18 protein-coding genes are annotated in these 14,452 nt (G+C 65.8%); 8 read left to right on the forward strand and 10 right to left on the reverse strand.

The features are described 5' to 3' along the window. Positions 1–136 precede the first annotated feature (136 nt). Positions 137–751 carry a winged helix-turn-helix domain-containing protein gene (locus NX778_RS19225; RefSeq protein WP_258813396.1) on the reverse strand — a complete coding sequence of 205 codons (615 nt, stop codon included), beginning with the start codon at positions 749–751 and terminating at the stop codon, positions 137–139. A 257-nt stretch (positions 752–1,008) separates the two neighbouring features. Between NX778_RS19225 and NX778_RS19230 the strand changes: the two genes are divergently transcribed. From NX778_RS19230 to NX778_RS19240, 3 genes are all read left to right on the forward strand, one after another. Beyond that, entirely contained in the window at positions 1,009–2,379 is a 1,371-nt protein-coding gene (locus NX778_RS19230; protein WP_258813397.1) for a MipA/OmpV family protein, read from the forward strand. Between the two features lie 153 nt (positions 2,380–2,532). Then, complete coding sequence (locus NX778_RS19235; protein WP_307728118.1) at positions 2,533–3,564, forward strand: OmpA family protein; 1,032 nt, start codon at positions 2,533–2,535, stop codon at positions 3,562–3,564. A gap of 110 nt (positions 3,565–3,674) precedes the next feature. Then, on the forward strand, positions 3,675–4,625 hold the full coding sequence (locus NX778_RS19240) for a YihY/virulence factor BrkB family protein (RefSeq protein ID WP_258813399.1): 951 nt from the start codon (positions 3,675–3,677) through the stop codon (positions 4,623–4,625). Positions 4,626–4,744: 119 nt separating this feature from the next. Here the strand turns inward: NX778_RS19240 and NX778_RS19245 are convergent, their stop codons facing one another. The 3 genes from NX778_RS19245 to NX778_RS19255 form a co-directional block, all read right to left on the reverse strand. Next, positions 4,745–5,983, reverse strand: coding sequence for an AI-2E family transporter (locus NX778_RS19245; RefSeq protein WP_258813400.1), 1,239 nt, complete (start codon positions 5,981–5,983; stop codon positions 4,745–4,747). 42 nt (positions 5,984–6,025) lie between these two features. Continuing rightward, positions 6,026–6,340: a BON domain-containing protein gene (locus NX778_RS19250; RefSeq protein ID WP_258813401.1), complete on the reverse strand. Its 315-nt coding sequence runs from the start codon at positions 6,338–6,340 to the stop codon at positions 6,026–6,028. An 84-nt stretch (positions 6,341–6,424) separates the two neighbouring features. Continuing rightward, on the reverse strand, positions 6,425–6,976 hold the full coding sequence (locus NX778_RS19255; RefSeq protein WP_258813402.1) for a hypothetical protein: 552 nt from the start codon (positions 6,974–6,976) through the stop codon (positions 6,425–6,427). Positions 6,977–7,172: 196 nt separating this feature from the next. Between NX778_RS19255 and NX778_RS19260 the strand changes: the two genes are divergently transcribed. The 3 genes from NX778_RS19260 to NX778_RS19270 are packed head-to-tail and all read left to right on the forward strand — an operon-like array spanning position 7,173 to position 8,268. Beyond that, on the forward strand, positions 7,173–7,658 hold the full coding sequence (locus NX778_RS19260; protein ID WP_258813403.1) for an outer membrane lipoprotein: 486 nt from the start codon (positions 7,173–7,175) through the stop codon (positions 7,656–7,658). A gap of 29 nt (positions 7,659–7,687) precedes the next feature. Further along, positions 7,688–7,840 (forward strand): DUF3309 family protein, encoded by a 153-nt coding sequence (locus NX778_RS19265; protein ID WP_258813404.1) that lies wholly within the window; start codon positions 7,688–7,690, stop codon positions 7,838–7,840. 44 nt (positions 7,841–7,884) lie between these two features. Next, positions 7,885–8,268 carry a hypothetical protein gene (locus tag NX778_RS19270; RefSeq protein ID WP_258813405.1) on the forward strand — a complete coding sequence of 128 codons (384 nt, stop codon included), beginning with the start codon at positions 7,885–7,887 and terminating at the stop codon, positions 8,266–8,268. Positions 8,269–8,610: 342 nt separating this feature from the next. Here the strand turns inward: NX778_RS19270 and NX778_RS19275 are convergent, their stop codons facing one another. The 6 genes from NX778_RS19275 to NX778_RS19300 are packed head-to-tail and all read right to left on the reverse strand — an operon-like array spanning position 8,611 to position 11,796. Continuing rightward, positions 8,611–8,973, reverse strand: a complete 363-nt coding sequence (locus NX778_RS19275) for a hypothetical protein (protein ID WP_258813406.1) — start codon at positions 8,971–8,973, stop codon at positions 8,611–8,613. Between the two features lie 15 nt (positions 8,974–8,988). Then, positions 8,989–9,375 carry a phage holin family protein gene (locus NX778_RS19280; RefSeq protein WP_258813407.1) on the reverse strand — a complete coding sequence of 129 codons (387 nt, stop codon included), beginning with the start codon at positions 9,373–9,375 and terminating at the stop codon, positions 8,989–8,991. A 16-nt stretch (positions 9,376–9,391) separates the two neighbouring features. Further along, positions 9,392–9,739 (reverse strand): ElaB/YgaM/YqjD family protein, encoded by a 348-nt coding sequence (locus NX778_RS19285; RefSeq protein WP_370661349.1) that lies wholly within the window; start codon positions 9,737–9,739, stop codon positions 9,392–9,394. A 42-nt stretch (positions 9,740–9,781) separates the two neighbouring features. After that, complete coding sequence (locus tag NX778_RS19290; RefSeq protein WP_258813408.1) at positions 9,782–10,321, reverse strand: ferritin-like domain-containing protein; 540 nt, start codon at positions 10,319–10,321, stop codon at positions 9,782–9,784. Positions 10,322–10,358: 37 nt separating this feature from the next. Then, on the reverse strand, positions 10,359–11,390 hold the full coding sequence (locus NX778_RS19295; protein WP_307728119.1) for an OmpA family protein: 1,032 nt from the start codon (positions 11,388–11,390) through the stop codon (positions 10,359–10,361). 22 nt (positions 11,391–11,412) lie between these two features. Further along, positions 11,413–11,796 (reverse strand): DUF4398 domain-containing protein, encoded by a 384-nt coding sequence (locus NX778_RS19300; RefSeq protein ID WP_258813409.1) that lies wholly within the window; start codon positions 11,794–11,796, stop codon positions 11,413–11,415. A 181-nt stretch (positions 11,797–11,977) separates the two neighbouring features. Between NX778_RS19300 and NX778_RS19305 the strand changes: the two genes are divergently transcribed. Next, positions 11,978–14,038, forward strand: coding sequence for an AsmA family protein (locus NX778_RS19305; protein WP_258813410.1), 2,061 nt, complete (start codon positions 11,978–11,980; stop codon positions 14,036–14,038). Positions 14,039–14,195: 157 nt separating this feature from the next. Continuing rightward, a complete protein-coding gene (locus NX778_RS19310; RefSeq protein WP_258813411.1) occupies positions 14,196–14,417 on the forward strand; it encodes a YMGG-like glycine zipper-containing protein in 222 nt (73 codons plus the stop codon). Positions 14,418–14,452 lie beyond the last annotated feature (35 nt).

Genomic DNA, 14,452 nt, shown 5'->3' on the forward strand with positions numbered 1-14,452 from the left:
GCGCCACTGTGCCGGAAGTGGGTACTGTCGACCGTGTTTCAAGCCGCCGGGCAAAAAAAACGCCACCCCGCGGGGGTGGCGCTGTGTGGACGGCACGGCCGGCAATGCGGGCGGCTCTCTACGCCCGCAGCGAAGCTCAGGTGCGCTCTTTGGGGGCCGGCGCCTGGGCCGGGCCGAACAGGGCGGCGACCAGCGGGTCGCGCGACACCGGGCTGCGGTTGACGCGGATCGCGTAGTGGGTATCGTCGGCCAGGATGTGGAAGTGGCGGCCGGCGCCGGCCATGCTCTGCTCGCGCAAGCCCGGACGCTCCTTGCGCGGCGTGACGCCTTCGCGCTTGGGCTGGCAGATGGCGGCGAGGAAGGCCTTGACGCGGTCCTGGTCCGGGCAGATCTGGTACACGGCCTTGCCCAGGTAGGTGGCGGTGCCTTCGATGTAGCGCGCCAGTTCGATCACGCCGGCCTCGCGCAGGTCGCGGATGTACTTGCGTGCGCCGCTGGGCGAAAATTTCAGGAACCATGCGATCTCGTCCGCCAGCATTTCATGCGTCTGCAATTCCTGGATGAGTTTCTGCATGTTCTCGATCCGACGCTGCGTGGCCGAGGTCGAACGCACGCGCTCGATGGGCGCCAACGAGATCGGGGCGCGCTCGGTCGGCTGGGGCGGGACGCGTTCGATCAGTGCCGAGTTGCCCGAAGTGTGCACTGCGCCCATGTCGCCGTGCACCGCATTTTGATGAGTCGTTGCATGCATGTCGGTTGCTCCAATTATTGAGAGAGACTGTGTGGTCCGGGTCGCTGTGTGCCGTTTGACACCCTGACAACACCAAGGGTTCCGCTTAACTGGACTCAAGATTGCCTGTCCATCCACCTTGGGTCTGTGCGCCAGCCAACATATCGAAAAATTCCGACAAGAATTTTCGTCAAGGCAGCCTATTGGTAACAAAATGCTGCAGTGCAAGCAAAACTCGGGGAGGCGGGCTAGAATTGCGCATTTGCTCATTTCCAACTATGCAAGGTCGACTCGCCCTCCTTCCGCTGCTGATGCTCCCGCTGGCCGCCAGTGCCGGCCCGGCGTCGACCGACGTGCTGGTCGACTTCCTGGCCATTCCGGGCAGCGCGGGACTGGGCGCGATCCAGCGCCTCGACCGGCCGCCCTACCGCGATGCCGACACCGCGCAGGACCTGGTGCCGCTCTACATGTACGAGGGCCAGAATGTCTATCTGCACGGCACCCGGATCGGGCTGAAGACCGACGACAACAAGGCGCACTGGCTCGAACTGTTCCTCGATTACCGCTACGAGGGTTATCCGACCGAGACCCCGCCGGCGGTGCTGGACGGCATGGCGCGCCGCAGTTCGGCCATGCAGAGCGGAATCGCCTACCGCGGCCGCACCGAGTTCGGCAATGTCGATCTGGAGCTGATGCACGACGCCAATAACACCAGCCACGGCAGCGAGTGGCGCCTGGTCTACAGCATCGACATCCATAGCGGCCGCTGGCATTTCCGCCCGGCCTGGACCTTCGCCCACCGCAGCGCCAGCCTGAACAACTATTACTACGGCGTGCGGCCCGAGGAAGCGATCCCCGGCCGCCCGGCCTACATGCCCGGCCCCGGCCACGACATGACCGTCGCGCTGTACGGCTATTACGAACTGAGCGAACGCTGGCGCCTGCTGGGCGGGATCGGCGTGACCCACCTGGACAGCGACGTCCGCAAGAGCCCGCTGGTGGCGGACAAGTCCCAGGTCGGCGCCCTGGTCGGCGCGGCCTACGATTTCGGCAGCCACGCCAACTACGGCGCCCCGGGCCGCCCCACCTACGTCAAGCTGATCGGCGGGCGCGCCACCGAATGCAATTTCCTGCCGGTGGTGGCGCTGCGCTGCGCCTCCACCCGCACCGGCGACGACACCCGCATCTGGGGCGTCGACATCGGCACCCCGCTGGTCGAACGCGTGAATGGCTGGCCGCTCGATTTCACCGCCTACGCCGGCGTGCTGCTGCACGACGAGCGCGGCCTGCGCCCGAACGGCGCCCAGCTGGACGTGCAGATCAAGGCGCGCTACTACGGCTTGCCCTGGAGCGACAGCGTGCGCACCCGTCTCAGCTTCGGCGCCGGCTTCTCGCTGGCCCAGCGCGTGCCGCTGACCGAAGTGCGCGACCAGGCGCGCCGCGGCCGCGCCACCAACCGCCTGCTCAACTATCTGGATCCCTCGGTCGACGTCTCGGTCGGCGACCTGCTCGGCGTGCGGCGCTGGAAGGACAGCTTCGTCGGCGTCGGGCTGTCGCACCGCTCCGGCATCTTCGGCTCGTCCCAGCTGCTGGGGAACATCAACGGCGGATCAAACTATTTATACGGTTACCTCGAGACCAAGCTGTAACAGAAGTGTTGTAAATGCGTCACTCAGCTGGCCGATGTGTTCGATATCGCACGGACCCATCGGAACTCAGCCACTTAATCTTCATCCAACATCTCTGTCGAGGGCATGCGATGTCAACAACCTTTAACCACATGGGAGTCACCTGTGAATAATATGAAGAAAATTGCACTGGCAGCGGCGCTGGCCTGCGCGGCCGGCACCGCGCTGGCGCAAGAAATCAACCCGTCGTGGTACGTCCAGGGCGCCGCCGTCTGGATGGACACCGACAAGTCCTTCGGGGTAGACAAGAATGGCTGGGGCGGCGCCCTGCGCTTCGGCAAGCCGGTCAACCAGTGGCTGGACGTCCAGATCGGTGCCAGCCATGCGCGCGCCAACACCGACCATAACGGCGACATGTGGCAGACCCTGTACGGCGTGGACGCCCTGCTGATGCTGTCGCGCGACCGCATCCGTCCCTTCGTCCTGCTGGGCGTCGGCGGCGAGCGCGACCACGTCAGCCGTCCGCTGATCGGCCTGCGCAACGACACCTCCTGGTACTACCAGGGCGGCCTCGGCCTGCAGTACTCGATCAACGACCGCTGGTCGGCCCAGGCCGACGCCCGCTGGGTGCGCGGCAATCCGGACAGCAGCAAGTTCGGCTTCGACAAGAGCCTGACCCGCTACGTCACCTTCGGCCTGAGCTACGCCCTGCAACCGCCGCCGGCCCCGCCGGCACCGCCGGCGCCGCCGGTGGTCGAACAGCCGGCCCCGACCCCGGCCCCGACCGAAGCCCCGCCGCCGCCGCCGCCGCCGCCGCCGGCCCGTTTCGAGAAGGTGACCCTGGCCGCCGAATCGCTGTTCGCGTTTGACAGCGCCAAGCTGAGCCAGCCGCAGCCGAAGCTGGACGAAATCGCCAGCACGCTGCAGCAGAACCCGAGCCTGACCGACATCACCATCACCGGCTACACCGACCGCATCGGTTCGTCCAAGTACAACCACAAGCTGTCAGAGCGCCGCGCCAACGCCGTGCGCGAGTACCTGATGAGCAAGGGTGTCGACGGCAGCCGCCTGAAGGCCGTCGGCCGCGGCGAGGAAAACGCGGTCGTGCAGTGCCACCAGAAGAAGCGCTCGGAGCTGATCGCCTGCCTGGCGCCGAACCGCCGCGTCGAGGTGGAGCAGATCACCATCGAACGCAAGGTGCAGTAAGCTCAAGTACGCGCGGCAGCCTGCTGCCGCCTCGTCCCGGGCGCCCTGCGCACCCGGGACGACCCACGACACGCGCCGCCACGGCGCGTTGTTTATTTCGGGGAGACGAAATGCATTTGGGCAAGCTACCGTCCGGGGGCGACCTGGTCCACGTCCTGCGCTGCTCGGTGTCGGAATGGTCGGAACACCGCTGTTCCAGCAAGGGCGCGGCGCTCGCCTTCTACACCCTGTTTTCGCTGGCGCCGATCCTGGTGCTGGTCATCGCGGTCGCCGGCCTGTTCTACGGCGCCCAGGCGGCGCAAGGCCAGTTGCTGTCCGAGCTGCGCAGCCTGATGGGCGAGCAGAGCGCGCAAACCATCCAGGCCATCCTGGCCGCCTCGCGCAACAAGCAGAGCGGCCACCTGGCCACCCTCATCGCGACGGCCCTGCTGGTGGTCGGCGCCACCACCGTGTTCGCCGAACTGAAGGACAGCCTCGACGACATCTGGGACGTGCCGCCGCCCAAGGATGCCAGCGTCTGGGACACCATCCGCACCCGCGTCCTGTCCTTCGGCCTGATCCTGGTGCTGGCCTTCCTGCTGATGGTCTCGCTGGTGATCAACGCGGCCCTCAACGTGCTCGAAAACTATTTCGTCGGCATGTGGCAGACCGCGACCACCGTGTTCTCCTGGGTCGCCGCCGTGCTCAGCTTCCTGGTGATCGCGGTGCTGTTCGGCGTCATCTTCAAGCTGCTGCCGCGCATCCGGCTGTCGTGGCGCGACGTCGTCGTCGGCGCCCTCGGCACCGCCGCCCTGTTCGTGCTGGGCAAATTCGCGATCGGCCTGTACATCGGCCACAGCGGCGTCACCAGCACCTTCGGCGCGGCCGGCTCGCTGATCGCCATGCTGCTGTGGGTGTATTACTCGGCGCAGATCTTCTTTTTGGGAGCGGAGTTCGCGCGCCAGTACGCGCTCCAGCTGGGCAGCCTGCGCGGCCTGCCCAAGGAACAAACGGGGGCCGACAGCACGGAGAAGCACAAGGCGGTCTCCGAGTCCCGGCCAGCGCCAGATAGTACTAACTAGAACAATTCAGAGAGACCTTGAACAAAAGATGGAACGTCGTGTCCGGCACTGCCGAGCCCGACTTCCCGCGCACGCGGGCCCCCCCATTTTGCAGCGTTGCCGCGAACCGGAGCATCGGCCTACTCCCCCAGCAACTCCGCCAACACCTCCATCCCCTCGACCCGCTCCGCCACCACCTTCAGCACCACCACCACCGGCACCCCCAGCAGCAATCCCCACATCCCCCACAGCCAGCCCCAGAACAGCAGGCTGACGAACACCGCCGCCGCATTCATCTTCGCGATCTTGCCCGTCATCCAGGTCGTGACGACCATGCCGACCAGGGTCGCGATCGCCAGCGACGCGCCCGCCACCAGGATGGTCATGCGCAAGGACTCGTACTGCAGGAAGGCGGCCAGTCCGGTCGCCGTGGTGATCAGCAAGGGGCCGATGTAAGGCATGATGTGGGCCAGCCCCGCGAACACCGCCCACGCGCCGGCGTTCTCCAGCCCGATCAGGCGCAGCGCGCCCCACATCAGCAGCGCCAGCAGCGAGTTGGTCACCAACAGCATGAACATATAGTTCTGGATCGACGTGTTGATGTCCTCCAGGATGTGCACTGTCACCTTCTTGCGCGACAGCGAAGGTCCGGTCAGCCTGACCAGCTTGCGCTTGAAGGTATCGCCCGCCAGCAGCAGGAAGAACACCAGGAACACCACCATCGTCGCTTCCGACGCGAAGCCGGCCAGGCTCACGGAACCTGCCAGGATCCAGTCCATCACCCGGAAGCTGGGCGAGCCCGCCGCCGGCGGCAAGGGCGCTCGCTTCGGCACGGCGCGCTTGTTGTCGGCGCCGGCATTGGACGCGGCCTGCTCGATCTCGGTCGCGGCCGCCTGCACCTGCTGGATGGTGGTCGGCTGGCCGTCGCTGGTGTCGGTGAGCATGTGCGTGACCTTGTGGGTGATCTTCGGCAGGTCGTCGACGATATTGAAAATCTCGCCCTGCACCCGCTGCAGCGTGAGCTCCATCCCCACCACGATGGCGGCCGTGACCAGGGTGGCGCCGATCGGACGCATGATCCGGTGGCGCTCCAGCCAGTTGACGATGGGGCTGAGCGTATAGGCGATGAAAATGCCGAGCAGCAGCGGCACGAAGAATTTCTGCGCCCACTGCAAGGCGTACACGAAGGCCACGGTGGCGACGATGCCGAGCGCGAGGCCGCGCGCGTTGACGTGCACCGGCAGCCGCGCGCTGCCCAGCTGCAGCGCCTCTTCTTCAGGCGGCAGGTCGGCAGCGCCGCTGTCGGGCGCATCCTGCGAAAGAGGGGGAGCGGCGGCTGGAGCCCCGGCGTCGGCCGGGTCGGGTTTGGCTAGCTGCATGAAAAACCTTGCTTGCTCATACCGGGCCGCCCCGCGGGACGCTTATTTCACCCGGATATCGTTCTTGACCGAGGTGACACCCTTGACGCCGCGCGCAATGCTGGCGGCCTTGCCGGCATCGGCGGGGTTGGCGACGAAACCGGACAGCTGCACGTCGCCCTTGAAGGTTTCGACGTTGATTTCGGTCGATTTCAGGGTCGGCTCATTGAAGATCGCAGCCTTGACTTTGGCGGTGATCGCGGCGTCGTCGATGTACTCGCCGGTGCTTTCGCGGGTCGGGGAAGACGAGCAGCCGACCACGGTCAGTGCGAGCGAGGCGGTGAAAACCGCGGTGGCGATGCGTTGGATCGTTTTCATTGATGGCTCCTTGTGGTTTGACGACAAAAACACAGCTAATGACGGCCGGGCCCGGGCTGGGCCGCGGCGGCACTCCTCGACAGCTCAGGGTTGCACGTAGGTGGCCTTGGCCTGCGCAACGCATTGTTCCTTGGCGGCGCCGGCATAGGCGTCGCACTTTTCCAGCGCCACTTTCAGCGCGGCCTTCTGTTTATCCTCGGTCGCTTCATTGCGCGCCTCGATGGTCTTCTTGTCGGCCTTCGCATCGGCCTGGGCCGACACCAGCGCGGCCTTGGCCTGCACCATGCAGACGTCCTTCGGGTTGCCGGTCAGCCCTTTGCAACGGACCTTGTCGCGGTCGTAATTGGCCGACGCGATGCGCATCCGCGCCCGGGTATAGGCCGCCAGCGTATTCTCGTACGCGGCCCCGGCCTCCTCCTCGGCCTGCACCCGCGCCGCCTTGGCTTCGGCCACGCACACATCGTGCGGATTGCCGGCGATGCCGCCGCACTTGGCGACCGCATTCTTGTAATTGGTGGCCGCGCTCTCCTTGGCTTGCTGGTAAGCAGTACGCGCATCCGGCACCGCCTGAGCGCGGCAATGGCTCGCCCACAAAATGGCGGCGCCGAGCAGCAGCAGCAAATGTGGCGATCTCATCGGGCTCTCCTTTTATTGCTTTTGTTTGTCTTGACAAGGTTTTACGCTGCTTGCCGCAAGTCTTCTGTTCGTTGACGAACACAGCAGCACTGCTGTGCTCGGGTCAGGGCCCGTAGCGTCGGGAGTGCGGCAGCGCACAGAATGGCCGTGTCCGATTGCTTATGCTTGTCACACCATTATTTGCTAGGAGAGCAACATGAAAGCAATCCGCATCATGGGAACCACGGTCCTCGCCGCCAGCGCCATCCTGGCCGGCTGCGCCAGCAATCGTCCGTACGACAATGGCTACAACAGCGGCTACAACGGCTACAGCAGCGGCTACGGCAACAACCCGCGCGCGGCCTACAACGGCTACGGCACCATCGAATCGATCCAGGTGGTGCAGGCGAGCGCCGGCACCAGCGGCGCGGGCGCCGTCGTGGGCGGCCTGGTCGGTGCGCTGGCCGGCAACCAGATCGGCAGCGGCGGCGGACGCACCGCGGCCACGGTGGCAGGCGGCGTCGCCGGCGCGGCGATCGGCAACAGTGTCGAGCGCAACCGCAATGAAGGCGGTGGCCAGCTCTACCAGATCAACGTCCGCATGGACAATGGCGAGTACCGGACGATCACCCAGGACAGCGTGTATGACCTGTCGGTGGGCAACCGGGTGCGCGTGGTCGACGGCCGCGCCTACCGCTATTAAGTGCCGTTCAGCCTGAGAGTGCGACTGAAATGGGGACTATACTTCTCGTCATCCTGATTCTCGCCCTGATTGGCGTACTGCCGACCTGGAGCCACAGCCGGAACTGGGGCTACGGCCCGGTCGGCGTGACCGGCATCCTGGTCGTGATCCTGGTCGTGCTGCTGGTAACGGGGCGACTGTGAGGAACGGGGCCCGCGGCCCCGCACCTGTCAATTCGGAGGTCCATATGCGATCCATCACCTTTGCCCGAGGCGCCGCCCTCGCCTGCGCGCTGCTGGCTGCCAATATCGCCAGCGCCCAGGAGCGGCTCAACGACAGCGACGTGCCGCCGGCGGTCGCGCAGAAGCAGAAGCAGGAGATCAGGCACGGCGATCCGGCACGCTGGTACAAGCCGCAGTCGCGCCTGCAGAACCTGCACAAGGAAATCGGCGCGGCCTATGACGAAGCCAAGCGGGCATGCGCGCAGGAGTCGAAGTCGGAGCGCTCGTCCTGCCTGGCCGATGCACGCAGCACCTACCGCAACGATATGGCCAACGCGCGCAACCTGGCCAATGCACCGCCGCCGCAGATGGGCACGTCGTCCAGCAGCGAAACCAAGTCGGGGCAGTAAGACCGCGCAGTGGGTGTAGAAAGTTAGGCGTGTGAAGGCAGGCGCAGTAGCTGTGTCACGTGCAGCAACATCATCACACCGTCGTCCCGGCGCAGGCCGGGACGACGTTTGTTTGTGCTGGCGTTTAGGCGTGGGGTGACGGCAGTGGCGTCCGGCAGGACCAGCGTGCGTGGCCACGTCCATACGAAAAAAGACGGCGCCCAATCAAAGATTGCGACGCCGCTCAAGCCCCACCATATTCCCTTGCCGCACCGGGCCCCTGCCCGGCGCCGTTCAATCCAGCGCTTGATTTCTTGAGCCCGCCGCGCGGGCCCGCTCGCCAATCGCTGTCAAATATACCGCTCAATATGCCATCTGCTGCGCGCGTTTGCGCTGCAGATACCAGGCCGCCGCGCCCAGTAGGGTGACGATGGCCAGTGCCGGTTTGCCCAGGCGCCGCCTGCGGATGAAGCCCAGCACCGTCATCGCGTACGGCGCCAGCACCGAGAGATTGGTGCCGGTCGGCTTGAGCAGCGCATCGGCCCGCGTACGCAGCGCCCAGGTGGCGTGATCGATCACCGAGTGGAATATCACCTCGGGCCGGGCGCCGTGCAGGATCTGCGCCTTGGCGTGCACCATGCCGGAGCGGTAGTACTCGCCGTCGCGCATCAACGCGTGCTTGCGCGCGCTGATATCGTCGCTGCTGCTGTGTGTTTGCTTAGGCATGTAAGTGTTCTCCTTTTAAAGCAGCATGTCGCGGTCGTTGCGCAGCTCCTGCATGGTGGACGGGAACGACAGCTTGCCCTGCTTGAGCATCGCCACGCCCCACAGCACCAGGGCCGCGGTAATGACCAGGAACACCACGAACATCAGCAGCAGGATCTTCCAGCCCATGGCGTCCCAGGCCAGCGCCACGATGGTGGCGGTGCCGTAGGCCAGCGCGAACCAGGTCGCCATGATCGCCACCGCGAAAATGGCCAGCAGCTCGATGACGTGGTTGCGCACTTCTCCCAGCTCCAGCGCCGCCAGCTCGACCCGCGACACCACCAGCCCGAACAGGTTGCGCAGCAAGCTGGACACGCCGCCGATCAGGCCGGGCGAATGTACGACGGTTTCAGTGTCTTCCATTACGGTCCCCGGCGGATTAGGAGCGACGAATCAGCATGCCCACGAGCAGGCCCACGCCCGCTGCCGCCAGTACCGTGCGCCACGGGTTGTCCTTTACATAGACATCGGCCGTGTGCGCCAGTTCCTTGCTTTTTTCGATGGCTTGATCCTGGTACTGGCCGGCCTTGCCCAGCGCCTGGTCCAGCATGTCCATGCCGCGCGCGCGCAGGTCGTCGGCCTTCTGCCCGGTCAGCGTTGCGGCCGCCTGCAGCAGGGACTGGGCGTCGCGCACCAGCGTCTTGGTGTCGTCGGCCGTGTCCCGCATGGCGGCGTGGTAGGAACGGCCGCTGCCGTTCAGGCCGCGTGTAAGGCTGCTGTCTCGCATGGTTGACTCCTTGTTCTTGATGGGTTGGAAAATGGCGCCGGCTTACATCGCCAGCAGGTCGCGCATATCGTCGGCGTGCTCCTCCTCGACCGCCATGATGTCGACCAGCATGTCGCGCGTGGTCGGATCCTTGTCGCCGATCGCGGCGATCATCTGGCGATAAGATTCGATCGCCACCCGCTCGGCGATCAGGTCGGCGCGCACCATCGCCTGCGCGTCCTCCGACTCGTCGTACTCGGCGTGGCTGCGCGCCGTCAGCGTGGACGGGTTGAAGTTGGGCGAGCCGTTCAGCTGCACGATGCGCTCGGCGATACGGTCGGCATGTTCCTGCTCCTGCTGCGCATGCTCGAGGAATTCGGCACGCATCTCGGTGCTGTTCGGCCCCTGCACCGTGTAGTAATGGCGCTTGTAGCGCAGGATGCACAGCAGCTCGGTGGCGAGCGCGTCGTTGAGCATCGCGACCACTGCCTCGCGGTCGGCCTGGTAGCCCGCGGTGACGGCGCCGTCATCGAGATTGGCGGCGGCGCGGCGGATCGCCGCCACGTCGAAGCCATGGGCCAGCGCGCTTTTCTTGTCTTCCATGATGAATCGATTCCTTTGCGGTTAAAAGTGAAACGGGTCAGCGCTGCGACACCCGCGGCGGGATCGGCGTGCCCTCGTTCGACAGCACGATCTCGACCCGGCGGTTACGCTGGCGGTCGCTGGCGTTGTCGTTCGGCGCCACCGGGAATGCCTCGCCATAGGCCCGTGTCGCGACGCGCTCGCGCGGCACGCCCATGCCGGTCAGCGCCATCGCCACCGAATTGGCGCGGCGTTGCGACAGGTCCTGGTTGTGCGAGGCGCGCCCTGTGCTGTCGGTAAATCCTTCGACAAGGACGGTCCGGTCCGGGTTCTGCATCATGACCTCGGCGAGTTTGCGCACGGTGGACATGCCCTCCGGTTTCAGGCTGGCCTTGTCGGTATCGAACAGGATGTCGCCGATCGTGACCACGTAGCCGCGCTCGGTCTTGACCGCATGCAGCTCGACCAGGATCGCCTCCAGCCGCGCGGCATGCTCGGACAGCGCCTGGTTCTGGGCCTGTGCCTGCTGCGCCTGGGCCTGGGCGGCAGCGGCCTGCGCCTGCGCATCCTGGGCCTGCGCCTGGGCCGCCTGGGCCTGGGCCTGGGCGGCGGCGGCATCGGCGCGCGCCCGGTCGGCCTCGGCGGTGCGCGCCTGCAGCTGGACCTCGGTGCGTTCCTGGCGCACGGTGGCGATGTTCGCCTCGGCCGCCTTGGCGCTGGCCACTTCCTCGGCGGTCAGGATCTTCTGCTTGGCGAGGTAGGCGAAATGGTCGATCTTGTCGAGCGGTTCGTTCTTGGCGGCGGACGCATTGGCGCGGTCGAGCGCTTCGGTGGCCTGGCGGAATTCGAGCGGCGCGTACTGCGCCACCTGCGGGTTGTTGCTGGCCTTGACGAATTCGGAGCGGGCCTGGTCGAGCGTCGGGGTGGTGGTGGGCGCCGAGCTGCAAGCGGCCAGCAGCATGGCGCCGGCCAGTACGGCGGAGTTGAAAAAGTGCTTGCTCATGTTGTTCTCCTGGGCGCCGCGGCGGCGCGTGATGGTTGTGGTGCCGCGGAACATGAGACCGGCCTGCCAGGCGTCCTGCCCGGCCATTCGGCATCGTTCCGCCATGGATTTACTGCTGCTGGTTGGCGCGGTCCACTTCCTGGCGCAGCGCGCGCAGGTCGGCGTCGAGCGCGGCCGAAGCGGCGTTCGCCTTCTCGGAATTGGCCTTGCTTTGTGCCAGCTTGGCGTCGGCCTCGGCCTGTACCGCCAGCTCGCGCGCCAGCTTGTAGTCCTTGGCCGCGAGCGCCTGGTTCGCCTTGAGCATCTTCTCGCGCGCCATCGTGATCTCGTCCGGCGCCAAGGTGCCGGCGCCCGCCTCCACGGCGTTCTCGACCGCGTTTTTCGATACCGCCACCTCCGCCGTCGCCGGCGCTTTCTGCGGGCTGGCGCATGCGGCCAGGCCCAGCAGCACGACACTGCCCGCGATCAGCTTGATGGAAACTTTCCGATTCATCGGTCTCTCCTGAATTCAATAGATGTAGTGTCAACTTTGTACGCCCCTTGCCCGGTTAGCTCAGTTCGTTGCCGCACATTCCCCCTGCAAACTGCGTCCGCGCACGGTGCGTTCGCGCACATCGACCCCTCTGTCTTTCCGCTAATCTCGGCTTCACACATCCTCAGTGGAAGGACTGTCCATGCCCGACACGATCGAGAAACCCCAGGCCACGCAGCAGCGTCCAAGCCACCGCACGCGCAACGTCGTGCTGTCGGTGGTCGGCGTGCTGGTCGCGATTCCTGTGCTCGCGATCCTGATCCTGCTCACCTTCGACTGGAACCGTGCCAAGCCCTGGCTGAACGACAAAGTGAGCGATGCGATCGAGCGCCCCTTCGCCATCCGCGGCAACCTGGCGGTGCACTGGGAGCAGCCGGCGCGCGCGATGGCGCCGCAGGCCCGCACCTGGCGCGACTGGGTGCCCTGGCCGCATCTGTATGCCGACGACGTCCACATCGGCAATCCCGAATGGATGGCCCAGCGCGACATGGCCAGCGTGCGCCAGTTCTCGTTCTCGCTGAATCCCTTCGGCCTGCTCGGGCACCAGATCTCGGTGCCGGTGCTGCGCTTCGACGGCCCGCAGGCCGAGCTGCTGCGCACCGACGAAACGCACAACAACTGGACCTTCAAGCGCGAACAGAAGCCGTCCAAATGGCAGCTGGACGTGCAGCGCATCGTCCTGTCCAAGGGCGTGCTGCTGGTCGACGACGCGGTCAGCAAGACCAAGGTCACGGCCAATATCAACACCCTCGACAACGATCCGACCTACGGCATCGCCTGGACCGTCACCGGCAGCTACAACGGCGCGCCGGTGGGGGGCGGCGGCAAGGCCGGGGCCGTGCTGTCGCTGGAGAACCAGGGCGCGCCCTTCCCGATCCAGGCCGACATGCATTCCGGCCCCAACCGTATCGCGCTGGAAGGCACGGTGACACGCCCGGCTGCGCTGGAAGCGATCGACCTGCGCCTGAAGCTGGCCGGCGCCAGCATGGCGCGGCTGTATGTCTTCACCCATGTGCTGCTGCCGGAAACGCCGCAGTTCAGCACCGAGGGCCACCTCGTCGGCAAGCTCGGCAAGGGCAACAGCCGCTGGACCTACAGCGATTTCAAGGGCAAGGTCGGCTCCTCCGATATCAGCGGCAACCTCACCTTCCAGACCGGCAAGCCGCGCCCGCTGCTGACGGCCACCGTGGTCTCGCACGAGCTGCTGTTCTCCGACCTCGGGCCCGCCATCGGCGCCGACTCCAACGCCAGCAAGGAAAAGCGCGGTGTCGCCCCGGTGCAGCCGGCCGGCAAGAAGCTGCCGGTGGAACGCTTCCACACCGAACGCTGGAAGGCGCTCGACGCCGACGTCCATTTCCGCGGCGACCGCATCATCCGCAACAAGAACCTGCCGCTCACCAAGCTGTCGACCCACCTGATCATGAAGGACGGCGTGCTGACCCTGGCACCGCTCGATTTCGGCTTTGCCGGCGGCTTGCTGCGCAATACCGTCAAGCTCGATGGCAACAGCGACAAGAGCATCAAGGTCAACGCCGAGGTGCAGGCGCGCCATCTGCAGATCAAGCAGATGTTCCCGGCCGTGCAAAACATCCGCCAGGCCACCATCGGTGAGCTCAACGGCGATGCGAAGCTGAGCGCGGTCGGCGATTCGGTGGCGGAAATGCTGGCGCATTCCAACGGCGAGCTCAAAACGCTGGTCGAGCAAGGGACTGTGAGCAAGCTGTTGATGGAGGAGATGGGCCTGAACATCGGCAGCATCATCGTGACCAAGCTGTTCGGCGACAGGACCGTGCAGCTCAACTGCATGGCGTCCGACTTCGACATCAGCGATGGCGTGCTCAAGACCCAGACCTTCATCGCCGACACCGACGAGGCGGTGGTGCAAGTCAAGGGCACCGTCAACCTGCAGACCGAGCAGATGGACATGACCCTGGACCCGAAGACCAAGGGCCTGCGCCTGTTCTCGCTGCGCTCGCCCCTGTACCTGCGCGGCACCTTCGCCAAGCCGGACGTCGGCATCGACAAGAAAGTGCTCGCGCTCAAGGCCGGCAGCGCGCTGGCCTTGGGCACGATTGCCGCGCCGGCAGCGCTGATCCCGCTGATCAACACCGGTCCCGGCAAGGACAGCAATTGCGCCAGGCTGCTGAGCCTGGCCAGCACGCCGCCCAAGGCGCCGCCGCCGGGTGTGACAAAAAAACACTGAGGCTGCCAGAGGGTGTGTTAGCGAACAGAGCCAAACTGAGTCGACATTTACTCTGGAGGCAATGGCGCAAACGTGCCATCGCACAATTCAGTGATGGGTCCGTTGACGGTACCAACCGCCGGGCCTGATGTGATTACCCACCGATAAGGAGAGCATCATGAAAACGATTAAACATGTGGTAGTGTGCGCGTCGCTGGCAACCGTGGCGCTGGGCCTGACCGGCTGTGCCGGCATGTCGGCACAGGACCGTAACACCGCGCTCGGCGCCGGCGCCGGCGCCGTGGTCGGCGGTGCGCTGACCGGCGGCAGCGCAGCCGGCACCGTGGGCGGTGCGGCAGTTGGCGGCGTGATCGGCAACCAGGTCAAGTCGACCCACTGATCGCTCAACGCAAGCAAGCAAGACGCCCCGTTTCG

This window comes from Massilia terrae (assembly GCF_024753145.1).
GTDB classification, from domain to species: Bacteria; Pseudomonadota; Gammaproteobacteria; order Burkholderiales; family Burkholderiaceae_D; genus Telluria; species Telluria terrae.